This is a genomic window from Streptomyces sp. TAA486 (genome assembly GCF_000426165.1).
Map to the genome: position 1 here is coordinate 151,532 of NZ_AUEV01000002.1, position 22,630 is coordinate 174,161.

Sequence of the window (22,630 nt, forward strand, 5' to 3'; positions counted from 1 at the left end):
GGCTACCCCGCGATCCTCACGGTCGTGGTGGCGCCCCAGACGGCGAGGCTGAGGAAGAAGTCGAGGATGTTGATGGCGACGATCGACGTGCGTACCGCACGGCCGACCGCGACGCCGACGCCCGCGGGGCCGCCCTTCGCGTAGTAGCCGTAGTAGCAGTGGACCAGGATGATCACGACGGCGAAGCAGATGACCTTGCCGAACGACCACAGGACGTCGACCGGCGGCAGGTACTGCTGGAAGTAGTGGTCGTAAGTGCCCGCCGACTGCCCGTAGTAGCCGGTGGTGATGGTCCGGGCGGCGAGGTAGGAGGAGAGCAGCCCGACCACGTAGAGGGGGATCACCGCGACGAACCCGGCGATCATCCGCGTGGTGACCAGGAAGGGCAGCGAAGGTATCCCCATCACCTGGAGGGCGTCGATCTCCTCGCTGATCCGCATCGCGCCGAGTTGAGCGGTGAAGCCGGCGCCGACCGTCGCGGACAGGGCGAGGCCGGAGACGAGCGGGGCGATCTCACGGGTGTTGAAGTAGGCCGACAGGAACGCCACGAAGTTGGAGGTGCCCAGCTGGTTGAGCGCCGCGTACCCCTGAAGGCCCACCTCGGTGCCCGTGAAGAAGGTGAGGAAGGCGATGACGCCGACGGTGCCGCCGACGACCGCGAGCGCTCCGCGGCCGAAGCTCACCTCGGCCAGCAGGCGCAGCACCTCTTTCTTGTAGCGGCGCAGCGTGCGGCCGGTCCAGGCGAGCGAGCGTCCATAGAACGACAGTTGGGTGCCGAGCTCCTCGAGGGAGCCCAGCGGGCGCTTGATGAGACGATCCGGCAGAGTCATCGACTACCCCCTCTGCGGAACGACTTGGAAGTAGATCGCCGTCATCACGAAGTTCACGACGAAGAGCAGCATGAACGTGATGACCACGGACTGGTTGACCGCGTCACCGACACCTTTCGGGCCGCCCTTCGCGTTCAGTCCCTTGTACGAGGCGACGACCCCCGCGATCGCGCCGAAGACCAGCGCCTTCAGCTCCCCCGCGTAGAGGTCGGGCAACTGGGCGAGCGTGGTGAAGGAGGCCAGATACGCGCCGGGGGTTCCGTTCTGCAGGATCACGGTGAAGAAGTAGCCGCCGGCCACACCGACGACCGAGACGAGGCCGTTGAGCAGCACCGCGACGAGCATCGAGGCCAGTACCCGGGGGACGACCAGGCGGTGGATCGGGTCGATGCCGAGCACTTCCATGGCATCGATCTCCTCGCGGATCTTGCGCGCGCCGAGGTCCGCGCAGATCGCCGTGCCGCCGGCCCCGGCGATCAGCAACGCGGTCACGATCGGCGAGGCCTCCCTCAGAACCGCCAGGACGGAGGCGGCTCCGGAGAACGACTGGGCGCCCAGTTGCCGGGTGAGGCTGCCGATCTGCAGCGCGATGACGGCACCGAACGGAATGGAGACGAGCGCGGTCGGCAGGATCGTGACACTGGCGATGAACCATGCCTGCTGGATGAACTCCCTTGCCTGGAACGGCCGTCGGGGCAGGGCGCGCAGCACGTCGAGGGCCATCGCGAACAGGCTGCCGGAGTGTCTGAGCGCACCGCTGGGTGAGAGGCTCATGTGCCCGTCACCGCCTGCCCGGACGATGCTTCCTCGCGGGCGGCGATCAGCTTCCAGCGCAGTGGGCGGTCGATACCGGGGCTGGGCAGCAGTCGCGGTGTGACGCCGGGACCGGTAGCGCCTTTGCCCCCCGCCGGGCCGCGGTGGTCGCCGGCGTCGAGCTCGGCCAGTTCCTGCTCGACCTGGGCGGCATCCTTCTCCTCCGCCATCCCGATCGGGCCCTGCATCCGGCCGTTGAGGAACTGCCGCACGACCGGCTCGTCGCTGGCGAGCAGGTCTTCACGCGGCCCGAACATCACCAGCTCACGGCGGAAGAGCAGGCCGATGTTGTCCGGCACCAGCCTGGCCGAGGCGATGTCGTGGGTGACGATCAGGAAGGTCGCGTCGATCTGCGCGTTCAGGTCGACGATCAACTGGTTGAGGTAGGCCACTCGCACGGGATCGAGGCCCGAGTCCGGCTCGTCGAAGAGAATGATCTCCGGATCGAGAACCAGCGCCCGTGCGAGTCCGGCTCTTTTGCGCATACCCCCGGATATCTCTCCGGGCAGCTTCTCCTCGGCGCCGACCAGGCCGACCATGTCCATCTTCTCGAGCACGATCTGCTTGATCTCGCTCTCACGCTTACGGGTGTGCTCACGCAGCGGGAAGGCGATGTTGTCGTAGAGATTCATCGAGCCGAACAGCGCACCGTCCTGGAAGAGGACACCGAACAGCTTCCGCACTTCGTACAGGTCGCTTTCACGCAGACGCGTGATGTCCCGTCCGTCGATCAGGATCGAGCCCTGCTCGGGCTTCAGCAGTCCGACGAGCGTCTTGAGGAATACCGACTTGCCCGTGCCCGAAGGCCCGAGCATGACTGATATCTGTCTGGCGGGCAGCGTCAACGACACGTCCTGCCAGATGATCTGGTGACCGAAGGACTTCGTCAGTCCTTCCACGCAGATCTCGACACCCATGTAGATACCTTTCAGCCATCAACACCAACAACGAGGATTCGAGCCGTACGGACACTGATAAGAGGCGACGTGAACAAGGGCCGGAGCCGGGCGAGCGGGAGAAGGAGGAATACCGGCTCACCCGGCTGCAGTTCACCGGGTTCTGGGCATGCGCAGCTGGACGCGGCGCGGTCACTGGCCGATGAAATGTGGGCAGCGCTCCCGGACCGCCGCGTCAGCGGCAGCAGGAATAGTCCGGTCAGCGCCCGAAATCGAGATACCGGGTGGCGTCTCTCCTTCCCATCTCACCCTGCGGTGCTCTCGACCGTGGAGCAGGTTCTTGTCTGCTCTACGGGGGCGGGCGGCCGGTCCGTCGCTCAGAAAGGAAGATTTTTTTCGCGCGCGTTTCCCAGCCGTGTCCACCGGGCGGGAAAGGGACGGGATCAGTCCAGTGACTGCCCGATTTCAGAGGGCAGAACATCGCTGCCAGGAAGGCCGGTACGGGGAAGTTCCAAGTTCGTCGGCGCGGAAGTGTCGGAGGGTGTCGGCACGGCGCTCGGAACGGCCGGGACGCTCGGAAGTCCTACCTCGGGCGGCAAGGACGGCACCTTGGGAACGGCGGGGATTTCCAGGGAAGTTGGCAGCTTCGGCAACAGGGAAGTCACATCCGTGACCGCATTCCCGAGGCCCCCCGTCAGCGAGGTGGGGCCGGAGTCCGGCCGGACGGTCGAACGGGGCTTCGGTGCCTGCTTTTCCTCGGCATGCTCGCGACCCGGCTCGTCGGTCTTCTCCACTCTGGAGACCTCAGGGGCGCGCGGCCTGCCACCGTCGTGGGAATCGGGCACGGGGATCCCCAGCACGGCCAGCGTCACCGCCGTGGACGCGACCGCCGCCACGGCCACCGGCGGGCCCAGGGTCTCCGGCCGGCCGCGCCACAGCCAAGCGGCAACGGCCAGCGTGCCGGCCAGCGAGTTGCGCATCGCCCGCCGGGCCCGCGCGAGCAGTGACTCAGCGGCCTCGTAGCTCAGCCCCATCTGCGCGGCGACGTCAGCGACGTCCAGGTCCTGCGATTTGAGCTGGAGCGCCTCGGCCTGCCGGGCGGGCAGCGACTCGCTCCGCTGTGCCAGCCACTGCGCCTCCGCACGGTCGCACACCACTTCCTCGACCGGCACGGGCGCGGGGGCGGCCATCGCGGAGCGGCTGCTCACCTCGGCTTCCCTGTTGAGCTGCCGGTACCGGTCGACGCACAGCCGCATCGTCACCGTCGTCAACCACGCGGGCAGCCGCTCGTCGTCTATGTCCGGGTTCTCCACGGCTCGGAGCATCGCCTCGTGCACGGCGTCCTCGGCATCCTCGGCGCTCATGGATCGCCTTCGGGCCACCTTGAGGAGCTGCTCACGGTGGCTCCACATGCGTTGCCACCGCTCGTCAGCAGACTCGCGCGGTCCACCGGATCTGCAGGAATGAAGCTGCTGCGTGTTCCTCGCCATAGGGCACCCCTTCGTGCCGTCAAGATCAAACCGAAGTGAACCTGCCTGCTCGGGACATGTGGCGGCGGGGTACGCCGCCGGCGGCCAGGAACCGGATTCGACACCTGGGGCTTCGCCGGCTCATCGTGAGCCGACTGAACAGCTTTGGCGTTAAGTCGACATTATTTCGGGTGCCCGCCTGTGGGGAGTGGGTGCGAACGAGGAAAGCGTCACACTTCTCCAGCCGGCGATCTCCGACGCGCTCGCAGGGTCCGCCGACTCCAGCGGGGCCTTCCCGCCCCGCACCTTCCGGTTGGTGAGACGTACTCGCTCGTCTGCCACCTCTCCCCCACAGCCTCCCCGGCGGCCGCCCGGCAGCGGCTCGACGAGGCTCCCGACGTTGCGCGTCACCACTTCCCCTCGGCGGGCGCCGGAAGCCCCCGGCTGAACGCGGGACCCGAGCAAGCGGAGTAGCTGCGACTGCCCGAAGTTCCGAGACGGGACACTCCGGCCAGACGATTCGAAGCAGCGTGTGCAGGGGTCTTGCGCTGCGGTGTGGCAGGGAATCAGGATTCCCCTCGCTAGTGACCCACCAGTAACCGAGCCCCGCCCGGGGCTGGAACCGGAAGAAGGTCCTGCCATGCCGTCGATTCGCCGCGCCGCTGTCACGGGCCTGGCCGTTCTGTTCCTCTCCGCGCTCGGTGCGGCACCGGCCGAGGCCGACACTCCCGGCGTCGGCGGCTACACCGACCCGGACTTCGCCGCGGATTGCACCTTCCACCACTTCGGCGAGGGCGAGACGCCTCCACTGAGCATGATCGGGTCGGAACCGCTGTGCGTCGAGTACGCCAAGCGGGACATCACCGTTTCCAACGGTGGTGCCGTGGGGTTCCTGCTGGCCGAGCCCACCCGCTTCGCGATCGCCGTTCCGGCCTGCCGCTACTGGCAGTTGGACCACTGGAGCGTGCAGGTGCAGCCCGGCGATCCCACCCTGGTGGGCTGGGACGGCAGTTACTGGTTCGACAAGTCGGCCGGCACCGCGGGAGCGTCGGTTCGCAACCTCACCGTTGCGGGGCAGCCCGCGACCTCCGAGGAGGCCGCTTCCGCGCTGCGCCCGTACGATGCGCGGCTGGCCGACGCACTCGAGGAGGCTGCCAGCGGCATCTCGGCCCAACTTCCCGCTTCTCTCCCCTGCTTGGGGATCGGCACATGAGCCCGCGGCCGTCGCGGCGGCAACTCGTCGCGGCGCTGACGGGCGCGTTGGTCGCGGTCGGCAGCGGGGCGATCACCGCCTCTTCGGCGGCCGCCGCGCCCACCGGAGCCCCGGGCGGCCCGGCGCTGGGCCCTCTCGACACCGTCGCCACGCTGGAGGCCTTCGCCGACACCATGGTCCCGGGCGAGAAACGGCACGGGCACGACCGGGCCGTCGCGGGGGCTGCGCCGGGCCCCGGCGCCGTCCAGGCCGGAGCAGTCACGCTCCTGCAACTCCCGGAACTCGGCGTCGGAGTGCTCCTTCCGGAGCTCGCCGCACTGCTGAACACGGAGGCCACCGCTTGGGCACTGGCCCGAGGCCATGTGCTGCTGCCTACCCAACCCCCGTTCGTCGCGCTGGACTTCGAGGACCGGACCCTCCTCGCGGGCGAGCTGCTGAGCAGCGCCGGGCTGCACCAGAAGGTCTACGTACTGCTGGCACTGTTCAGCGCGGCGGCGTTCGACACAGCCGCCCATCTGCACACCACCGACGCGTTGGACAAGAGGCACCCCGGGTTGACGTGGCTGGGCTTCCCCGAGCCCGACGCGGACGGCTTCTGGCGCTATCCGGCGTACTCGTACGGCAAACGGCTCGCGCATGAGCATCCGCACACCACCGCCGGAGGCCACCCCTCATGAGCGTCACGGAACGCACCGACGTCCTGGTCGTCGGCAGTGGGTTCGGCGGCTCCATACCCGCCTATCATCTGGCGGCGGGCGGCGCCCGTGTCGTCGTCCTCGAACGCGGCCCCGACCTGCGGGCGCGCGACTTCGCGCACGATCAGCGCATCGGCAGCTACACCCGGATCGTCGACCTGGTGCAGGGTGACGGCATCACCGTCGTCGCGGGAAACTGCGTCGGCGGCTCCAGCGTGGTCTACTTCGCGGCCTCCCTGCGGGCGCCCAGCTTCGTCTTCGAGCGCGAAGGGAGCCTGGGTCACCGCCTGTGGCCCAAGGCGCTGACCCGTTCGGCGCTGGACCCCTGGTACGACAGGGTCGAGGAGACCCTGCCGGTGGCCCAGCAGCGATGGGACCAAGTGCCGTATCCGGGTGGCCTGTTCGCTGCGGCATGCGAACGCGCCGGCCGTACGTGCAACCCCGTGCCGGTCACCGTCGACCTGGAACGCTGCACCAACTGCAACTGGATGCTGAACGGCTGCCACTTCGACGCCAAGCGCTCGATGCTGCTGAACTATCTGCCCGCCGCCACCGCGGCCGGTGCCGAGGTACGGGCACTGCACGAGGTGCAGACCATCGCGCCCGCCACCACTCCCGGCTACCGCTACCGGGTCGCGTACACCGTTCTCGACCCGGACGACTACCGGCTCTCCCAGGGCGCGGGGGCCATCGAGGCCAAGGTGGTGGTCCTCGCCGGTGGCGCGATGGGTACTCCGGTACTGCTCCAGCGGTCGGCCGCGCTGCTCGGCGGGATACCGCGCGCCGTCGGCCGCTACTTCTCCGGCAACGGGGACAGGGTCTCGATCGCCGACGTAGACGAATCGAAGGTCGGCGAGCTGCTGGGGCTCGAAAGCTCTCCTGGCACGCCGTACGAGGGCTTCCCCGTGGGCAAACCGATCGGATCGATGTCCTACGACCGGCTCGATGCGGATGCCGAGGAGTTCACCCGCTTCTCCCTCCAGCAGATCTACTTCCCCGGCATCACCAACATCCTCGCCCAGGCCACCGACAGACCGGAGTCCAGCTGGTTCGGTGTGGCGAAGAAGGAACTGCGCTCGCGCTGGAGGTCGTGGCTTTCGGTCCTGGCGATGACCGAGGACGACAACGAGGGCAGGTTCGGCCTGCCACCGGCGACGGGCAGCTTCACACGGGTCGCCTCGTCGGTCGGCCTGTCCACGCTGCGCTACCATCCGACCGCCAACACGCTGCGCGGCTGGAAGGCGGCGGACGAGGAGGCACGCGCCGTGCTCGAGCGGGACGGCCTGGCCCGGGTGCGCCCGTGGAGCGAGGTGGTCGGTTCGCTCAGCGCCCATCCCCTCTCCTCCTGCCGCATGGGCGACGATCCGGCCACCTCGGCGCTCGATGACCGCAACGAACTACGGGGCCACCCGGGGCTGTTCGTGACCGACGGAGCAGCGGTCCCCACGTCGCTGTGCGTCAATCCGTCGCTGACCATCGCCGCACTCGCCGAACGGGCCAGTCGCCACATCGTGGAGGGTGCGGCCGAGTCGGGCGTGGACGTCCGCTACGGCGCTCCCGCCCCTGACGGTTCGACGGCCGGGCGGCGTGGAGTGCTCAAGCCGCCGAACAAGCGGTGAGGCCGCCGGCGTGTGTCTCGCCTCAACTGCCGCGCCCCATCAGCGCTGGTGCTCGCTGATGTTCCCCGTCAACCGACGGGACGATCCGGATCGGTCCCCTGCCCGGCACTCTCCTCGACCCGGTCGCGCACACGGGCCAGGAACGCCCGCACCTCGTCGGTGGGCAGCGTGGCAGAGGACGAGCGGGGGCGCTCGAAGCTGCGGACCGCGGCCTCGACGAGCGGCCTGAAGTCCTCCTCGTACGAGGCGACTTCCTGCGCTGCCCGGCGCTTGGCCATCCAGCGCCCCGTTCGGCAGAACGCCACCGAGCGGCAGCCGTTGAGCACGCGGTTGTCCGCGAGGTGGCCCTCGCCTTCGCTGTGTTCGCGGACCGAAGCACGCAACGCCGCATACAGCTCTGGGCGTTCCGGTTCGGCGATCACCTCTCGTGCGGGATGCCCGAACAGCGTGAGCCCGGCCTGATGGGCGACGGAGCGATCAATGACGTACCAGAACGCCGGCGACCCCGCCGCGTCGAAACTGGTCTTCTCCGGCAGCAGCGGGCCGGTGTTGAGATCCAGCAGATAACCCCCTTCGCCGGAGGGACGGCCCGCGAACTCCCGCCCGTAGACGACCAGTTCCAGCCCGGGTGCAGGACAGGGCAGACGAGGGTGAGCGAGGACCTCGGCCAGGTCGTGCACCGCGGACGCCGGCAGTGAATCGTCCGCCACGACCGTCACGTCGACGTCGCTGCGCCCGTGCCGGTAGTCGTCCAGCGCGAGAGAACCGACCGCGATGACACTCGCCAGGTGAGTGCCGCACACCGAGCGTGTGTGCTCGACGAGTTGGTCCAGGTAGGCACGCAGCTCGGCGGGGAGGGGCCGGCGGTCATGAGAGCTGGTGATCACGCGGACAGTATCCGCGCCGCCGTCGCGGCGAGCGAAGCCGGGTGCACGAAGCCTCGTGATGCCGCTTGACATCCTGACCCCACCCCGTCCACCCTTTCACTAATCAATTAGTGAAAGGGTTCTGTGCGTGACCGCAGCAGGAGCCATCCAGTTCCGAATCGACCGCCGCAGCGGCGTGGCCACCTACTGGCAGATCGTCCAGCAGACCAAGCAGGCGCTGCGGCTCGGACTGCTGCAGCCGGGCGACAAGTTGCCGACCGCGCGTGAGGTCGTCGAGGCCACCGCCATCAACCCGAACACCGTTCTCAAGGCCTACCGCGAACTCGAACGCGAGGGGCTCGTCGAGGCCCGCCGGGGTGTGGGCACGTTCGTCCGGGCATCGCTCGGCGCCACCGCGGGTCTCGACTCACCCCACCGCGACGGCTTGGCGGAATGGATGGCCAGGGCCCACGAGGACGGCCTGGCCAGGGAGGACTTGACCGCCCTCTTCGACTCCGTCCTCAACGAACATTTCCCGCAGGAGACTTCATGAGTTACGCCGCGGCCGCGCTGGAAGCGACCGGACTGGGCATGTCCTACTCGCGCCGGAAGTCAGCCGTCCTCGAGGACTGCTCCTTCCGGCTCCCTCAAGGACACATATGTGCGCTCGTCGGCCCGAACGGCGCCGGCAAATCGACCCTCCTCCGTCTCGCCGCCGGTCTGCTCCGGCCGACGCGCGGCACTCTGAACGTGCTCGGGCGGACTCCTGCACAGGCCCGCGAAAGCGTGGCCTACGTCGCCCAGTCGAAACCGCTGCACCCGCACCTGTCCGTCGCCGACACACTCCGCTACGCGGCCGTGCTCAACCGCTCGACCGGCCGCTGGGACCAGCCTGCCGCCGAACGGATCGCGTACGGGGACGAGGGCCTCGACCCCGGCGCGAAGATCCGGACCCTCTCCGGAGGGCAGCGAACGCGGGTGGCACTCGCGCTGGCCTTCGGCAAGCGGGCCGAGTTGATGCTCCTCGACGAGCCCATGGCGGACCTGGACCCGCTGGCACGCAAACAGTTGACCGGCGCGCTGATGTCCGCCGCGACCGACCAGGGCACCACCATCGTGATGTCCTCGCACGTCATCGCCGAACTGGAGGGCACCTGCGACTTCCTCTTCCTGGTCGCGGGCGGGCGTCTGCGGCTCGGCGGTGAGATCGAGGAAGTGATGTCGGCGCACACGCTGCTCACCGGCACCGCCGCTCTCGACACCTCCCGGCAGACCGTGATCGAGCAGCGTCCCGCGGGCCGTGGCCGCACCGCGCTGGTGAGGTCGCACGGCGAACCCGTCGGCGAGTGGCTGGCCGAGCGCCCCACGGTCGAGGAAGTCCTCCTCGCCCACCTCAGCAACACCGAGGCTCCGCCGCTGCTCACCGGCGACGCCACACCCGAATCCGTCCAGCGCGCACAGAGCGCCCGATCGCAGGAGAACGCCGCATGAGCAGCACGACCACCCGGCCGGCAAAGGACACCCCCGGCCCCATAGCCACTGGTCACCACAGACTCTGGGCGGTGCTGCGGCTCCACCGGTCGGCGGTGTGGATCTGGATCGCGTTCGTGGTGATCACGACGGTGGCCATGCTCTGGCTGCGGTACGGCCCCTACGGGACGGGCGCGGCGGAGATCCAGGCGGGCTGCGGCACACCCGGTCATCGGGACTGTTACTCGATCCCGTTCAAGGCGTACGACATCTTCAGCGTCTGGTCCTGGCTCGACAACATCGCCTCGCTGCTTCGCGAATACGTCGCCCCGGTCGTCGCGGGCTGGGCGGGCGCGGCACTCGTCGCACGCGAACTGGAGAACGGGACGGCGGAGTTGGCGTGGACGCAGTCCATCACCCCCACCCGCTGGCTCATGGAGAAGCTGGCGGTTCCCGCCGTGTTCCTCACGGTCGGCACCTCCCTGCTCGTCATCCACTTCCGCACGCTCCTGAATTGGGCCGACGCCCACAATCTGCACAGAGCGGGTTACCAGATCCAGGACTACTACTTCGGGTTCGGCCCGTCCCTCGTCGCCTACGTCCTGCTCGGACTCGCCATCGGCGTCCTCATGGGCTTCCTGACCCGGGCGGTACTTCCCGCCCTGGCCATCGGCGGCCTCGTCACCTGGACCGTCTCCTGGTTGATCAGCCCGTGGCGCACCCAGATCTGGCCGAGCGTCACCCACACCGAGAAGGGCGGGGGTCCCTTCGGCTTCGCGGCGCGGGCCTGCCAGTACGACCAGGCCGACCACAAGTACTCGGTCGACGCCTGCATGGGCGCGAAGCCGGCCTCCCTGTACTGGCCGGTCCAGCTCGCCGAGACCGGTTTCGTTCTACTGCTCGCCGCCCTCGCCGCGGCAGCTGCCTTCTGGCTGCTGCGCCGCCGCACGCCCTGATCCCGGCGCCACCTCGCCGCCGCCCGAGTTTCCGGGACGGCGGCTGAGTCCGGCATGCCCGGGCGCGGTGAGGCCCGCGCTCCCGTCGAGCGCCGCGACCGACCACCGGCCTCACCGCGCCCGCCCGCCCACGCGGGCCCGAACACACCACGACCGAACGAGGGGACCATGACAGCGACGAAGCTGACGGACCGCGCCGTGCCTGCGGCCGGAAAAGCCCGTTGGAGGCGGGACGCCCGCGTGTGGGAGCCGCTGGGCCTGGCTCTGTGCGGGGCGATGGCCCTTGCTCTTGCCCTCTCCTCTCCCCCGTTGGTTCCGCAGCAGATATGGGGCTTCTGCGCCGCGTTCGCCTACACGGCCGCCGCGCTGGCAGCGGTGAGAGCACGCGCACGCTGGGCACCCTCCACCGCCGTCATCGCCACCGCCGGGGCCGTCGCGTTGCCGTTCGTCGTCCTGGTCGTGCTGGGGAAGGTGCAGATGGAAGTCGGCGTCATCGAGAGGGCGGGCGACCTGCTCCTGTCCACGGGCAATCCGTATGTCGAGGACCCCAGCCGGGTCAGCGACTTCAACCCCTATCTGCCCGGCATGGCGCTGTTCGGGCTGCCGAGCGCGCTGTTCGGCGATGTGCCGGGCGCCGGACTCGTCGCCGGCCCGCGCTGGTGGCTCGCCGCCTGCTTCCTCGCGACGATGGTTGCGGCCGCCCGTGTGACGGGAGCCGGCCGGCGGACCCGTCCGGCGGTGGCGCTGGTGGCCGCCTTCCCGGCTGTCGCTCTGCCACTGGCGATCGGTGGCGTGGACCCGCCGGTCGTGGGGCTGATGTGTCTGGGGCTGGCCTACGCGGGCCGGGGGGACGGGGGTCGCGCCGGCGTGGCCCTGGGGCTTGCGGCCGCGTTGAAGTGGACGGCATGGCCGGCTCTGCCCGTGGTCCTCGCCCTGCTGATGACCCGGGGCCGCGGCAAGGCCGTACTGCGGTGCGCGGTGTCCGCGGTCGGCGTTCTCGCTCTGGTCTGTGTACCGGTGCTGGTGACCGGTGCGCGGGTGTGCGTCCAGCACGTCGTGCTCTATCCGCTGGGACTCGCGGATGTACCGTCGTCGGCCGCGAGTCCGCTCCCGGGGCACCTGCTGGCGACTCACGTCCCGCACGGCAACGCCGTCACGCTGACGGCTCTGGCCATCTGTGCCGCCCTGATGGCCGCATCGCTCGTTCTGCGCCCGCCTCGCAGCGCACCGGCTGCCGCCGACCGGATCGCGCTGGGCCTGACGCTGGCCATGATGCTCGCACCGGCGACCAGAAGCGGTTACGTCATCTACCCTCTCCTCCTCTTCGCCTGGTTCCGCATCACGGCCCGGAACGCCGACGAGGGAGCAACAGCCTCGGTACGCGTCGCGACGGCTTGCCGGTACGGACGTCTGCACTCCCTCACCGGGAGGCGGGGAGCGGTTCGCCCGCCCTGCAAACGTGCCCTGAAGGCCGCGTGCCGTCACCCTCGGCCAGGACACAACGGAGGCCCGGCAGTGTGCGGATGCGCCGACCATCGGCCTTCGGCGGGAGGGGCATCCTGCACCGCGACTCCCCCGGTGCGTACGGGCCGCCGCCGGCGCTGATGTCGAGGGCGGCGGGTCCCGGGACAGCAGCACACGGTGCCGCAAGAGGTCCTGTCGGTGCCTCTGGGCATGCTGAGGTCATGACCTACACGCATCCGAGACGGCCGTGTCCGGTCTGCCGCCGCCTCATCTCGACGCCGGCCGGGAAGTTCGCCCGGCACGACCCCCCGGACCGCGGTGGCGTCCGCGCATTTCTCGTCTCGTGCACGGGCAGCCTCCGCGACGCGCCACCGGGCGGAGAGCAGCCGCTCCTGCCGCCGTTCGAGGACGGCGACAGGAGCGACGACGGCATGGTGCAGGAAGAGCTGTTCCCAGAGGGCCGGTGACCGGCGCACCCGGGGCGCCCGGGGCATCCTGACCGGATCCGGCCCGGGCCCAACTGTCCGGCGGCGCGAGGGCGACGTGGACGCTGCCCATTCGCGGTCCATGCCTTCGTGCAGGACCGCACTGTCGCCGGTGCGGGGTCAGCTCGTGCGCCCGACGCGCGCGAGCCACTCAGTGAGGAGGGCGCGCAGGAGTTCCGGTTGCTCGTGAGGCAGCGCGTGTCCCGCGTCGTCGACCACGGCGAGCGAGGCGTGCGGGTAGTGGTCGACGAGGTCGGCAGCGGCGGCATACCCGACCGTCGAGTCCAACCGCCCCGCCACGAGCGCTGTCGGACCCGCGTAGGCCGGCGCGTGGTCATGAGTGAGCGCCCACTGTTCGCCGATCCGCTCGAGCGCCGCCTCATCGACGAGCGCGGCGGCTGGAGCGACGTGACGTTCGTACCGTTCGAGCATCTCCGGGGTCTGGATGACGAAGTAGCTCCGGAAGACGTCGTCACCGATGTCACCCGCTCCGGCGACGACTCGGTGGTCCGGGACGTCGCGCAGTTCTGGAAGCAACGGACAGACGAGCGCCAGACCAGCGACCTGCGCCGGACGCCTCTCGGCCATCGCCTGCGCGAAGTACGCCCCTGCCGAGTGCCCGGCGAGGAGATGAGCCGTTCCGCCCGTGACCTCGTCGGCGAAAGCGAGCAGCGTTTCGAGGACGTCGTCTGCGCTGCGCATCGTCTCGGGGGCGCTGGTCCGGCCCATTCCGGGTAGGTCGGGATAGATCCGCCGCAGCCCCGCGACGCCGTCGAAAACCGACTCGAAGCAGGCCTCGGCCTCCCGGTGGTCGACGCCGGCGCCGTGGAGTACCAGCACGGGTCGACCGGTCCCGTACTCCACGTAATGGACCACCACCTGGCCCACTCGGATCTCCATCCCCGCAAGCTATCGCAGGGGGGAAGTCGTGAAAGCCTCCCCGCCTCCCCAGGGTGGTTGGCCCGGTCAGAGGCCAACCACCCGTCGTGCGGGCTACGCCTGAAGCCACCACGGGCTGGAGTACGCCACGCCCCAGTCGTTGCAGGGGTGGTCGGCGGGGCCCGGCGAGGGGTTGGGTTGGCTCGGGTCGGAGATGCGCAGGACGATCCAGTTCCCGTCGGCCGCATCGAGGGGGACGGTGAACTTCGTCAGCTGGTTGGACTGGGTCTCGATGACGTCCGCGACGACCGGCGCGTCCGAACCCGGGCGCAGGACCTGGACGTTGAGGGGCTTGCCCTCCCACTCGGGGCCGCGGTCGAGGTCGACGGTGAACTGGACGTCGCCCGAGGCCAGCCCGAGGGTGCCGCCCATCTGGACGCCGTTGGCCACCGCGTCAAGTCGCAGGCCGGATACGCGCGTTGCGAAGAACCGCCGGGCCCGCATCGCCTCGAAGACGCCCGCGCGGGTGTTCTCGGTGACCCACAGCCCGCTGCGGCCCTTGCCCTCGGGGAAGCCCCAGTTGGTGCCGTGCTCGTCGGTGACCCCCGTCAGGCCCGTGCGCCAGCCGGCGTTGAGGCAGGCGACGAGGGGTGAGCGGCCCTTGTCGGACCAGCCGTCGAAGAGGTAGTCGTCGCCCCGGTTGAACATCTCCAGGCCGACCATCTTCTCCAACACCCCTGCCGAGAAGCTGAAGTTGTCGAACATCTGGGCCTCGCGCCCCGGGTGGTTGAAGCTGGCGACGGCATCTCGGCTCTGCAGCCAGCTGTAGAGCGAGTCCGGGCTGCCGGCGCCGCCGAGGTCGACCCAGTCGTCGGTGAACCAGACGTTGGCGTGGCCCTGCAGCGGGTGGGACCACTCGAAGCCGCGGATGGCGGTGTAGGCCCCGGGGTCGTTGGCGGCCTCGGCGAGCTGACCCGTGCGGTCCCATTCCTCGGAGCTGAGGCCCTCGATCGAAAACAGCGTGGCGTGGTCGGTGAGGGCGGCGACGTCCAGCCCCGCGTCGCGCAGCGAGGCGAAGGCGAGTTCGGGGTTCCCGTCGCCGTCGGACATGGCGGTGTGGTTGTGCATGTCGGCGTGGACGAGCGTGGTGCCCTGGGTGAGGCGGGATGCCCTCGCGGCTCCGGTGCGTTTGACCGGGATGTCGGACGATCTGGCGGTCCGGGTGCTGGCCGCACTCGCGGTACCCGGTGCCGAGGCGAGGATGAGGAGGCCGCTCGCACCGGCGAGCATTGCCCGTCTGCTGTGCGTGTGGGGGTGCTCATGGTCGTGGGGGTGCTCATGGTCGTGGTGGTGCTCGTGGTCGTGTGTCGTCATGCGGGGTATTTCAGCGCAGCGCGGTCTACTCGTCAGTACTCCGCGCACGACGGAAGGTTGAACTCTTCCCCTTCGGAGCAAATTGCTGGACGCATCTCAACTGCAGTTCATGGGGCGCGAGTTGGACGGAATGTCGCAATGGGACCGGAAGCTCCGCTTCGTCACTCAGCGGCAGCAGCGCGCGGTCGAGCGGCGCGTCCAGCAGGTATGCGGCGCTGCCCCTGGACCCCTCCCCTCTCCACGCACACGTCACCGGCCTGTACGAATCAGCCGATCTCCGCCGTAGGCTGAAACTCGCGCGTGACGGACGGGAGGCTGAGGTGGCCGAGAAAACGCTGACCGAGACGACGGTGGCCGAGGTGATGGCCGAGCTGGCCGAACTCGAGGACCCGAAGACACGCGAGGTGAACGAGAAACACGGTGACGATCACGGTGTGAACCTCAGCAAGCTCCGCGCGCTCGCGAAGCGGCTGAAGACGCAGCAGGAACTCGCGTGCCGGCTCTGGGAGACGGGTGACACCGCGGCGAGACTGGTGGCGATCCTGATCTGCCGCCCGAAGGCGTTCGAGCGGGACGAGCTGGACGTCATGCTGCGCGAGGCGCGCAGACCCAAGGTGCACGACTGGCTCGTCAACTACGTGGTGAAGAAGAACCCGCACTCCGAAGAGCTGCGTCTGATCTGGTACGCCGATCCGGATCCGGTGGTGGCGAGTGCCGGCTGGGCACTGACCACCGAACGTGTGGCGAAGAAGCCCGACGTCCTCGACCTCACGGGACTGCTCCACGTCATCGAGACGGACATGAAAGACGCCCCGGACCGCCTGCAGTGGGCCATGAATCACTGCCTGGCCCAGATCGGGATCGACCACGTCGAGCACCGCACTCGTGCGATGGACATCGGTGAGCGCCTGGAAGTGCTCAAGGACTACCCGACACCGCGGGGTTGCACGTCTCCGTTCGCGCCCATCTGGATCACCGAGATCGTGCGCCGACAGCAAGAAAAGTAGGCGGTTCGCCCGCTCGCTCGTACCGGAACTCTCTCGGAATCCACCGTCCCGAAATCACGTCAAAGCCCGCCGGCTGAGAGCGAATCTCCAAGCCGGCGGGCTTTCGGCTTTCTCTGTGCATGCCGGGCGTCTCCCGCCGTGCGCGACGTGCCGCCGCTTCGCGGAGAGGTTGTCCGTCCGCTGTGGTGCGACAAAGCGAAAGGCAAGGAGGTCATGCGCTCCTTGCCACTCTCAACGTATAGCGCACAGGGGGCCTTGCGGCAAGACCCGGGGTGTGCCGCACAATCACCCGCTGAAGCCAGAAAAACGGGCGGAAATGGGGGTGCGACATGCGTGTGGTGTTGTCGACGTACGGGTCGCGCGGGGACGTCGAGCCGCTGGTGGGGCTCGCGGTGCGCTTGAGAGAACTCGGCGCGGAGGTGCGGGTGTGCGCGCCACCGGACGAGGACTTCGCGGAGCGCCTGGCCGGTGTCGGTGTGCCGCTGGTGCCCGTCGGGCAGTCGGCCCGCGCGCTGACGAAAGCGGCACCGGCACCGTCATCCCTGCCCCAGCGTGCGGCCGATTTGATCGCGAGCCAGTTCGGCGTGCTCCCCGAGGTGGCGGAAGGCTGCGATGCGCTGGTGGCGACGGGCGTCATGCCGGCGGCGGCCGGCGCGCTGTCGGTGGCCGAGAAGCTGGGCATCCGCTCGGTGTCGGTCACCTTCCAGCAGCTCACCCTGCCCTCGCCGCACCACCCGCCGCTCGCGTACCCGGGCCGGCCGTTTCCGCCGGACGTGACCGACAACCGGGTGCTATGGGATCTGGACGCCCAGAGCATCAACGCGCTGTTCGGTGAGGCGCTGAACACGAACCGGGCGACGATCGGCCTGCCGCCGGTGGACGGCGTCCGCGACTACGTCATCGGCGAACAGCCGTGGCTGGCGACGGATCCGGTCCTCGACCCGTGGCTGGAGCCGGCGGACCTCGGCGTCGTGCAGACCGGCGCGTGGATCCTGCCGGACGAACGCCCCCTCCCGGACGAGCTGTTGGCGTTCCTCGACGCGGGCACCCCGCCGGTCTATGTGGGCTTCGGCAGCATGCCCATGCACACCTCGACGGACGTCGCACGGGTGGCCGTCGAAGCGGTCCGCACGCAGAGCCGCCGCGCGGTCGTCCTCCACGGCTGGGCCGACCTGGCCCCGGTCGACGACCGGGACGACTGCTTCGTCGTCGGCGAGGTCAACCAGCAGGCACTGTTTCGCCGGGTGGCTGCCGTCGTGCATCACGGCGGCGCGGGCACCACGACGACGGCCGCACGGGCCGGCGCCCCTCAGGTCGTGGTGCCCCAGGCGACGGACCAACCGTATTGGGCGAGTCGGGTGGCCGAGCTCGGAATCGGCGCCGCACACGAGGGCCCGGCTCCGACCGTCGAGTCCCTGTCGGCTGCGCTCACGACGGCCCTGGCTCCCGAGACCCGCGCACGGGCAACCGCCGCGGCCGGCACGGTCCGCACCGACGGAGCGGCGGTGGCCGCCAACCTGCTGCTCGACGCGATCAGCCAGGAAAGGACACCAGCGTCCATGTGAAGCACGCGGCTCATCGAGCCCGGGCCCGGAACACCAGAACCTGCAAACACTCGCGACCCGAACGGGCAAGCGCCACGGAGCCGCACATCAGGTGCGGCATCGCTCGTCGTGGACACCAGGTACGTCACGCCGGTCCAGGCAGTGGTCGTCGCGATCAAGGGCGAGGAGGCGGCACTGGAGATCGGCGCCCAGCTGAAGGCGGCCGGTGCGCGCGTCCACGTCGACGACGGCACCGACACGGCGTTCGGCCGGCGCGCGGTCGACTGGAGGCTCAAGGGCGTGCCCGTGCGGATCGATGTGGGCACGATCGAGGGTGCCGCGGAGGCCAGCACCGGTTGGGCGCGCATCCCCAGGGCCACGCTGGGCGAGGACGGCGAAGCGAGGCCGGCCGGGCAGGGAGTGTCCGTACGGTGCCTGATTGCCGCGGACGGCTCGGTCCCGGGAGCGACGACCAGCCGGGCAGCATCGCCGTCGTGTCGCGTGCCTGCTGACCTGCAAGGACCCGGCGCCCGGGGGACGAAGGGTCAGCGACGCGGGTGGGCGTTGAGCCGGGCGGCCTGGCGCGTGAGGTGTTCGCGCTCGGCGAGGTTGGGTGCCTTCTCGGCCGCCTCGACGTACAGCCGTGCCGCCTTCGCCAGGTCCCCGTCGCGCTCGTGGAGGTACGCGGCGACCGCGGCATGGCGGGGCAACGGGTCTCCCCTGCCCGAAGAGCCGCTCGGCGCGGAATCGTCCAGCGCCGCGAGCGCCGCCAGGCCGGCCCGCGGTCCGTCGGCCTCGCCCACGGCCACCGCGCGGTTGAGCCGGACGACCGGGCTGTCGGTCAGGCGCGTGAGCTCGTCGTACCACTCGACGATCTGCACCCAGTCGGTCTCCTCGGCGGTGGGTGCGTCGGCGTGGAGTGCCGCGATGGCGGCCTGTGCCTGGAACTCGCCCAGCCGGTCGCGGGCGAGGGCCGCCTGAAGGATCTCCACGCCCTCGGCGATCATTTTCGTGTCCCACCGGCCGCGGTCCTGCTCGGCGAGCGGCACCAGGCTGCCGTCGGTCGCGGTTCGGGCGGCGCGCCGCGCGTGGTGGAGCAGCATCAGCGCGAGCAGCCCCGCCACCTCGGGGTGGTCGAAGGCGGCCGCGAGCTGCCGGGTGAGCCGGATGGCCTCGGCGGAGAGGTCGACGTCGCCGGAGTAGCCCTCGTTGAAGACCAGGTAGAGGACGCGCAGCACGGTGGCGACGTCGCCGGGCTGGTCGAACCGGACGCCGGACACTGTGCGCTTGGCCCGGCTGATGCGCTGCGCCATGGTCGTCTCGGGCACCAGGTAGGCATGGGCGATCTGGCGTGTGGTCAGCCCGCCGACGGCGCGCAGCGTGAGCGCCACCGCGGACGAGGCCGTCAACGACGGGTGGGCGCACAGGAAGTAGAGCTGGAGGGTGTCGTCCGCCGAGGGCGCGGGGCCGGGCGCCGGTTCCTCGTCGACGCGGTCCTCGCGCCGGCGGCGGGCGGTGTCCGCCCGGGTCGCGTCGAGGAAGCGGCGCCAGGCCACGGTGACCAGCCAGCCCTTCGGATCCCGCACGGGGCCTCCCCCGCTCGAAGAGCCCGGGGAATGGCCGGCCGGCCAGACGCGGACCGCCTCGACCAGCGCGTCCTGCACGGCGTCCTCGGCCGCCGCGAAGTCGGCTCCGCGGCGGACGAGGACGGCGAGCACGCTCGGGGTGAGGCTGCGCAGCAGGGCCTCGTTCATCGATGCGCGCACTCCGTGACGCTGGGCTGCTCGGCCAGGAACGGGCGCAGCTCGAGCCACTCGTGGATGGGCTTCCCACCGGCACCCGGAGCCGCCGACAGCTCCCCGGCCAGCTCCACGGCCCGCTCGTGGCTGTCGACGTCGATCACCATCCAGCCGGCGATGAGGTCCTTGGTCTCGGCGAACGGGCCGTCGGTGACGGGCGGGCGACCCTCGCCGTCGTACCGGACCCATGTCCCCTCGGGGGCGAGCGCCTGGCCGTCGACGAACTCGCCGGTCTTCTCGAGACGGGCGGCGAAGTCGCTCATGTACTGCACGTGGGCCGTGATCTCCTCCGGAGCCCACTTGTCCATGGGCACGTCGTTCACCGCCGCCGGGGCGCCGCGGTAGTGCTTGAGCAGCAGGTACTTGGCCATGGTGTTCTCCTCGGTGCTGGTGCGACCCATTCTGGCCGCGTTCATACCGGGGACGGAGCCGGTCACGGGTTCTCGACATCACGGACCAAGATTTTTTTGCCCTCATCGGACGAGCCCGGGTGAGCGTCTCGCCGTGTCCGGCAACAGGCGCGGCACGGCATCGGGCGTCGCTGGTCACAGGACCGTGCCGTGAGCGTCCCGTCGAAGTACCGGTCCTGGAGGTCCCGTGCCCTTCTGCGGACGCGAGCGATCCCCGAGGGGCTGTCGAACGCGACGCAGCGCGGCCACAGGAAGACGAGGACGGCGAGCTCTTCTCCCACCACGGCGCGTTCCAGAGCGACGCGGTCGCAGGGGCGGCTGTCCAGGTAGGAGCCGATCAGCGCTCGAGGGACCCGCGCTCCCGATGGTGTGGCGCGCACGCGGGACGCTTGGACGTCCGTACGGCCCGAACTCCGGCTCGCCAGGTCGACTTCGCCGACACTCGTTCCAACCGCCCGGCGCCGCTGGGCCTTTGGGGCCGCGGCCGGCCCGCGGCGGGCAAGGCGCCGGAGCGTGGCGGACGACCTGCCGCCGGCACGGACGTGCGCTCCCCTAGCCTCCGCTCGCTGCCCCTGACCAGCGCTTTCGCCATCACTAGGGTATTCCCTACCTCCGGGCGGCAAAGAGGGCAACCCCGCACACGCCCTGCCTAACCTGTGGGCCGTCACCTTGCACGGCCGTTGGGCACCAACCTCACCCGGTCCCCGCCGGGTGAGGCGCTGTGCCTGAACGGGTCCCCGAGCGCCCGCTGTTCCCCGGCACACACCCGCTTGGCCACATGAGCCGGAGCACGACCGCACTTGCCAGGAAAGAGGTCTGCCGATGGCGACGACAGTCAAGCCGGTGAAGCTGGATCTGCACCGGCTCGAAGTGATGGCGGAGTCCGACTACTACAACCCGTACACGGTCTTCGACTGGCCGGACAGCCTGGAGGAGGACCGGCCGTGGATGAGTGAGGACCTGGTCACCCTCGCCGGGACGGAGAAGTGGGACGCGTTGCCACGCGAGCAGCAACTCGCCCTGACCCGCCATGAGGCGGTGAACTTCTTCAGCCTCAACGTGCACGGCATCCGGGAACTGCTCAGCGAAGTCGTGCTCCGCATCCACACCAAGACCTACGCCGATGCCTCGGAGTTCCTCCACCACTTCATCGGCGAGGAGAACGAGCACATGTGGTTCTTCGGCACCTTCTGCCGCCGCTATCTGGGCAAGGTGTACCCGGCGGTCCCGCAAGTGGGCATGAGCCGGCTGGAGGGCGTGGGCGAGGCCGCACACGAACTGCTCGTCTTCGCGCGGATTCTGATCTTCGAGGAGATCGTCGACTACTTCAATGCCCGCATGGCCACGGACCAGGCGCTGCCGCACATCGCACGGGAGATCAACCGCGTACACCACCAGGACGAGAGCCGCCATGTCGCGTTCGGCAGGCGCCTGTTCACGCAGCTCCTGGACCAGGTGCAGGAGGACAGTCCGCAGGACATCCCGGTCCTCGCGCAGTACTTGGAGAAGTACCTGGAGTACAGCGTCCACAGTCTCTACAACCCGGCCGTGTACCGCGACGCCGGGCTGGCCGGGCCCTTGGAGCTGAGGCGTCACCTGCTGGCGCACCCCGCCCGCCACGCCGCGCATGACCGCATCCTGCAGCGCACGCGGAGATTCCTCGCACGCAGCGGCCTCGACACGCAGGGAGCCACGGCATGAGCGATGACAAGATCGCCAAGATCCTCGCCTTCATCCAGGAGCGCAACCCGGAAGCGGGTGAACTGGGCCTGGACGACGACCTGATCGACCGCCGGGCGGTCGACTCGCTGGCCTTCGTCGAGTTCCTCTACCTGCTGGAGGAGCTGAGCGGCGAGGCCATCGATCCCGAGGAGCTCGACCTCGAGGACTTCCGCACGCTCCGGGCCATCGACAAGCGGTTCCTCTCGGGAGCGGGGCACTGATGGGCACCGGCACCGGCACGGGCACGGGCACGGGCACGGTGAACGACGGGCTGGACGTGCTCGGCGCGGACGAGCTGCGCCTGCTGCGCGTCCTGGACGACCTGTTCACGGCGTGGGCGGAACAACTCGGCGCCGAGGAGCGCCGCTACCCGTTCCTGCTGAAGCCGCGCGAACTCGAAGACGTCGACTACTACGAGAACTTCCCGCACCTGGGACTGGCCGCTGCGACGGCCGATCCCAAACTGCTCAGCGACCTGCGGGCCGTCCGCGAGGCCCCACTCGGCGAACTGCCGACCGAGGTCCTCCACGACGCGGCTCTCGCGCTGCCGACAGCCGCCTGCTATTCGGTCTACTTCCATCTGCGCGGGCAGACCCTGACCTCGCAGGAGAACCGGGTCACCACACGCGCGACCTGCTTCCGCAACGAGACGCAGTACGAGGGGCTGCGGCGGCTGCTGGGATTCTCCATGCGCGAGATCGTCTTCATTGGCCACCCTGACGGCGCCACAGAACACCTGGAGCGGACCAAGGAGTTGGTGCTGGGTCTCGCGAGCGCACTCGGACTGGCGGTGGACACCCGGGGCGCCACCGACCCGTTCTTCGACAGCCGCAGTTCGCGCGCCACCATGCAGCGGCTGTTCCCGGTGAAGGAGGAGTTCGTCGTCGACGGTCTGGCCGTCGGCTCGGTGAACTACCACCGCAATTTCTTCGGGGAGCGCTGCGCCATCGCCCTCCCGGACGGCACGCCTGCGTCCACCAGTTGCTGCGCCTTCGGTCTGGAGCGATGGGTGCACATCCTCTGCACCCGCTTCGGCGGCGCCCGTGACGCCGCCGAAGCCGTGCTCGCAGCAGCGTGAACACGTGAACTCCCCCTTCCGCCCGCCGACTTCCCACCGAA

22 protein-coding genes and 1 pseudogene are annotated in these 22,630 nt (G+C 69.7%); 14 read left to right on the plus strand and 9 right to left on the minus strand.

From position 1 onward, the window contains the following. Positions 1–2: 2 nt before the first annotated feature. From I004_RS0104640 to I004_RS32235, 4 genes are all read right to left on the minus strand, one after another. Complete coding sequence (locus I004_RS0104640; protein ID WP_028434514.1) at positions 3–830, minus strand: ABC transporter permease; 828 nt, start codon at positions 828–830, stop codon at positions 3–5. A gap of 3 nt (positions 831–833) precedes the next feature. Then, entirely contained in the window at positions 834–1,604 is a 771-nt protein-coding gene (locus I004_RS0104645) for an MlaE family ABC transporter permease (RefSeq protein ID WP_028434515.1), read from the minus strand. Further along, a complete protein-coding gene (locus I004_RS0104650; protein WP_028434516.1) occupies positions 1,601–2,560 on the minus strand; it encodes an ABC transporter ATP-binding protein in 960 nt (319 codons plus the stop codon). The genes I004_RS0104645 and I004_RS0104650 overlap by 4 nt, the downstream gene beginning before the upstream one ends. Before the next feature lie 422 nt (positions 2,561–2,982). Beyond that, a complete protein-coding gene (locus I004_RS32235; protein ID WP_051344707.1) occupies positions 2,983–4,029 on the minus strand; it encodes a sigma-70 family RNA polymerase sigma factor in 1,047 nt (348 codons plus the stop codon). Positions 4,030–4,648: 619 nt separating this feature from the next. Here I004_RS32235 and I004_RS0104660 point away from each other — a divergent pair. From I004_RS0104660 to I004_RS0104670, 3 genes are read left to right on the plus strand one after another with little or no spacing between them, the layout of a single operon-like run. Beyond that, complete coding sequence (locus tag I004_RS0104660; RefSeq protein ID WP_028434517.1) at positions 4,649–5,221, plus strand: hypothetical protein; 573 nt, start codon at positions 4,649–4,651, stop codon at positions 5,219–5,221. After that, positions 5,218–5,898: a DUF5987 family protein gene (locus tag I004_RS0104665; protein ID WP_486579738.1), complete on the plus strand. Its 681-nt coding sequence runs from the start codon at positions 5,218–5,220 to the stop codon at positions 5,896–5,898. The genes I004_RS0104660 and I004_RS0104665 overlap by 4 nt, the downstream gene beginning before the upstream one ends. Then, positions 5,895–7,535 (plus strand): GMC family oxidoreductase, encoded by a 1,641-nt coding sequence (locus I004_RS0104670; RefSeq protein ID WP_028434519.1) that lies wholly within the window; start codon positions 5,895–5,897, stop codon positions 7,533–7,535. The genes I004_RS0104665 and I004_RS0104670 overlap by 4 nt, the downstream gene beginning before the upstream one ends. 68 nt (positions 7,536–7,603) lie before the next feature. Here the strand turns inward: I004_RS0104670 and I004_RS0104675 are convergent, their stop codons facing one another. After that, on the minus strand, positions 7,604–8,422 hold the full coding sequence (locus tag I004_RS0104675; protein ID WP_486579739.1) for an aminoglycoside adenylyltransferase domain-containing protein: 819 nt from the start codon (positions 8,420–8,422) through the stop codon (positions 7,604–7,606). A 127-nt stretch (positions 8,423–8,549) separates the two neighbouring features. On the opposite strand from I004_RS0104675, the gene I004_RS0104680 reads away from it, so the two are divergent. The 5 genes from I004_RS0104680 to I004_RS32250 all read left to right on the plus strand — a co-directional run bounded on the left by I004_RS0104680 (position 8,550) and on the right by I004_RS32250 (position 12,758). Then, entirely contained in the window at positions 8,550–8,954 is a 405-nt protein-coding gene (locus I004_RS0104680; protein WP_199779325.1) for a GntR family transcriptional regulator, read from the plus strand. Next, complete coding sequence (locus I004_RS32240) at positions 8,951–9,892, plus strand: ABC transporter ATP-binding protein (RefSeq protein ID WP_051344708.1); 942 nt, start codon at positions 8,951–8,953, stop codon at positions 9,890–9,892. The genes I004_RS0104680 and I004_RS32240 overlap by 4 nt, the downstream gene beginning before the upstream one ends. After that, positions 9,889–10,827: a hypothetical protein gene (locus tag I004_RS0104690; protein WP_028434522.1), complete on the plus strand. Its 939-nt coding sequence runs from the start codon at positions 9,889–9,891 to the stop codon at positions 10,825–10,827. The genes I004_RS32240 and I004_RS0104690 overlap by 4 nt, the downstream gene beginning before the upstream one ends. A 168-nt stretch (positions 10,828–10,995) precedes the next feature. Further along, complete coding sequence (locus tag I004_RS32245; protein ID WP_078510826.1) at positions 10,996–12,432, plus strand: glycosyltransferase family 87 protein; 1,437 nt, start codon at positions 10,996–10,998, stop codon at positions 12,430–12,432. An 80-nt stretch (positions 12,433–12,512) separates the two neighbouring features. Beyond that, a complete protein-coding gene (locus I004_RS32250) occupies positions 12,513–12,758 on the plus strand; it encodes a hypothetical protein (protein WP_037975012.1) in 246 nt (81 codons plus the stop codon). Between the two features lie 138 nt (positions 12,759–12,896). Here the strand turns inward: I004_RS32250 and I004_RS0104705 are convergent, their stop codons facing one another. Together I004_RS0104705 and I004_RS0104710 are read right to left on the minus strand one after the other, a co-directional pair. Continuing rightward, positions 12,897–13,676 carry an alpha/beta fold hydrolase gene (locus I004_RS0104705; RefSeq protein ID WP_028434523.1) on the minus strand — a complete coding sequence of 260 codons (780 nt, stop codon included), beginning with the start codon at positions 13,674–13,676 and terminating at the stop codon, positions 12,897–12,899. Positions 13,677–13,769: 93 nt separating this feature from the next. Next, complete coding sequence (locus tag I004_RS0104710; protein WP_037975014.1) at positions 13,770–15,029, minus strand: CehA/McbA family metallohydrolase; 1,260 nt, start codon at positions 15,027–15,029, stop codon at positions 13,770–13,772. A 362-nt stretch (positions 15,030–15,391) separates the two neighbouring features. On the opposite strand from I004_RS0104710, the gene I004_RS0104715 reads away from it, so the two are divergent. From I004_RS0104715 to I004_RS37995, 3 genes and pseudogenes are all read left to right on the plus strand, one after another. Continuing rightward, positions 15,392–16,036, plus strand: coding sequence for a DNA alkylation repair protein (locus I004_RS0104715; protein ID WP_199779342.1), 645 nt, complete (start codon positions 15,392–15,394; stop codon positions 16,034–16,036). A 329-nt stretch (positions 16,037–16,365) separates the two neighbouring features. Continuing rightward, positions 16,366–17,601, plus strand: coding sequence for a glycosyltransferase (locus I004_RS0104720; protein ID WP_028434526.1), 1,236 nt, complete (start codon positions 16,366–16,368; stop codon positions 17,599–17,601). 132 nt (positions 17,602–17,733) lie between these two features. Next, a pseudogene (locus I004_RS37995) lies at positions 17,734–18,092 on the plus strand (His/Gly/Thr/Pro-type tRNA ligase C-terminal domain-containing protein); the annotation flags it as partial. Positions 18,093–18,125: 33 nt separating this feature from the next. Here I004_RS37995 and I004_RS0104725 read toward each other — a convergent pair. Together I004_RS0104725 and I004_RS0104730 are read right to left on the minus strand one after the other, a co-directional pair. Then, positions 18,126–19,334: a DUF6596 domain-containing protein gene (locus I004_RS0104725; RefSeq protein WP_028434527.1), complete on the minus strand. Its 1,209-nt coding sequence runs from the start codon at positions 19,332–19,334 to the stop codon at positions 18,126–18,128. After that, on the minus strand, positions 19,331–19,750 hold the full coding sequence (locus I004_RS0104730; protein WP_028434528.1) for a YciI family protein: 420 nt from the start codon (positions 19,748–19,750) through the stop codon (positions 19,331–19,333). The genes I004_RS0104725 and I004_RS0104730 overlap by 4 nt, the downstream gene beginning before the upstream one ends. A gap of 861 nt (positions 19,751–20,611) precedes the next feature. On the opposite strand from I004_RS0104730, the gene I004_RS0104735 reads away from it, so the two are divergent. Genes I004_RS0104735 through I004_RS0104745 form a run of 3 tightly spaced genes read left to right on the plus strand, consistent with a single transcriptional unit; the run spans position 20,612 to position 22,589 of the window. After that, positions 20,612–21,490 (plus strand): diiron oxygenase, encoded by an 879-nt coding sequence (locus I004_RS0104735; protein WP_028434529.1) that lies wholly within the window; start codon positions 20,612–20,614, stop codon positions 21,488–21,490. Next, positions 21,487–21,732 carry an acetyl xylan esterase gene (locus tag I004_RS0104740; RefSeq protein WP_078510827.1) on the plus strand — a complete coding sequence of 82 codons (246 nt, stop codon included), beginning with the start codon at positions 21,487–21,489 and terminating at the stop codon, positions 21,730–21,732. The genes I004_RS0104735 and I004_RS0104740 overlap by 4 nt, the downstream gene beginning before the upstream one ends. Continuing rightward, a complete protein-coding gene (locus tag I004_RS0104745) occupies positions 21,732–22,589 on the plus strand; it encodes a hypothetical protein (RefSeq protein ID WP_028434531.1) in 858 nt (285 codons plus the stop codon). Before I004_RS0104740 ends, I004_RS0104745 begins: the two co-directional genes overlap by 1 nt. Positions 22,590–22,630 lie beyond the last annotated feature (41 nt).

Coding starts and splice junctions, on each gene's coding strand:
- I004_RS0104640 (WP_028434514.1), bottom strand. CDS start 830: ATGACTCTGCCGGATCGTCTCATCAAGCGCCCGCTGGGCTCCCTCGAG.
- I004_RS0104645 (WP_028434515.1), bottom strand. CDS start 1,604: ATGAGCCTCTCACCCAGCGGTGCGCTCAGACACTCCGGCAGCCTGTTC.
- I004_RS0104650 (WP_028434516.1), bottom strand. CDS start 2,560: ATGGGTGTCGAGATCTGCGTGGAAGGACTGACGAAGTCCTTCGGTCAC.
- I004_RS32235 (WP_051344707.1), bottom strand. CDS start 4,029: ATGGCGAGGAACACGCAGCAGCTTCATTCCTGCAGATCCGGTGGACCG.
- I004_RS0104660 (WP_028434517.1), top strand. CDS start 4,649: ATGCCGTCGATTCGCCGCGCCGCTGTCACGGGCCTGGCCGTTCTGTTC.
- I004_RS0104665 (WP_486579738.1), top strand. CDS start 5,218: ATGAGCCCGCGGCCGTCGCGGCGGCAACTCGTCGCGGCGCTGACGGGC.
- I004_RS0104670 (WP_028434519.1), top strand. CDS start 5,895: ATGAGCGTCACGGAACGCACCGACGTCCTGGTCGTCGGCAGTGGGTTC.
- I004_RS32240 (WP_051344708.1), top strand. CDS start 8,951: ATGAGTTACGCCGCGGCCGCGCTGGAAGCGACCGGACTGGGCATGTCC.
- I004_RS0104690 (WP_028434522.1), top strand. CDS start 9,889: ATGAGCAGCACGACCACCCGGCCGGCAAAGGACACCCCCGGCCCCATA.
- I004_RS32245 (WP_078510826.1), top strand. CDS start 10,996: ATGACAGCGACGAAGCTGACGGACCGCGCCGTGCCTGCGGCCGGAAAA.
- I004_RS32250 (WP_037975012.1), top strand. CDS start 12,513: ATGACCTACACGCATCCGAGACGGCCGTGTCCGGTCTGCCGCCGCCTC.
- I004_RS0104705 (WP_028434523.1), bottom strand. CDS start 13,676: ATGGAGATCCGAGTGGGCCAGGTGGTGGTCCATTACGTGGAGTACGGG.
- I004_RS0104710 (WP_037975014.1), bottom strand. CDS start 15,029: ATGACGACACACGACCACGAGCACCACCACGACCATGAGCACCCCCAC.
- I004_RS0104715 (WP_199779342.1), top strand. CDS start 15,392: ATGGCCGAGCTGGCCGAACTCGAGGACCCGAAGACACGCGAGGTGAAC.
- I004_RS0104720 (WP_028434526.1), top strand. CDS start 16,366: ATGCGTGTGGTGTTGTCGACGTACGGGTCGCGCGGGGACGTCGAGCCG.
- I004_RS0104725 (WP_028434527.1), bottom strand. CDS start 19,334: ATGAACGAGGCCCTGCTGCGCAGCCTCACCCCGAGCGTGCTCGCCGTC.
- I004_RS0104730 (WP_028434528.1), bottom strand. CDS start 19,750: ATGGCCAAGTACCTGCTGCTCAAGCACTACCGCGGCGCCCCGGCGGCG.
- I004_RS0104735 (WP_028434529.1), top strand. CDS start 20,612: ATGGCGACGACAGTCAAGCCGGTGAAGCTGGATCTGCACCGGCTCGAA.
- I004_RS0104740 (WP_078510827.1), top strand. CDS start 21,487: ATGAGCGATGACAAGATCGCCAAGATCCTCGCCTTCATCCAGGAGCGC.
- I004_RS0104745 (WP_028434531.1), top strand. CDS start 21,732: ATGGGCACCGGCACCGGCACGGGCACGGGCACGGGCACGGTGAACGAC.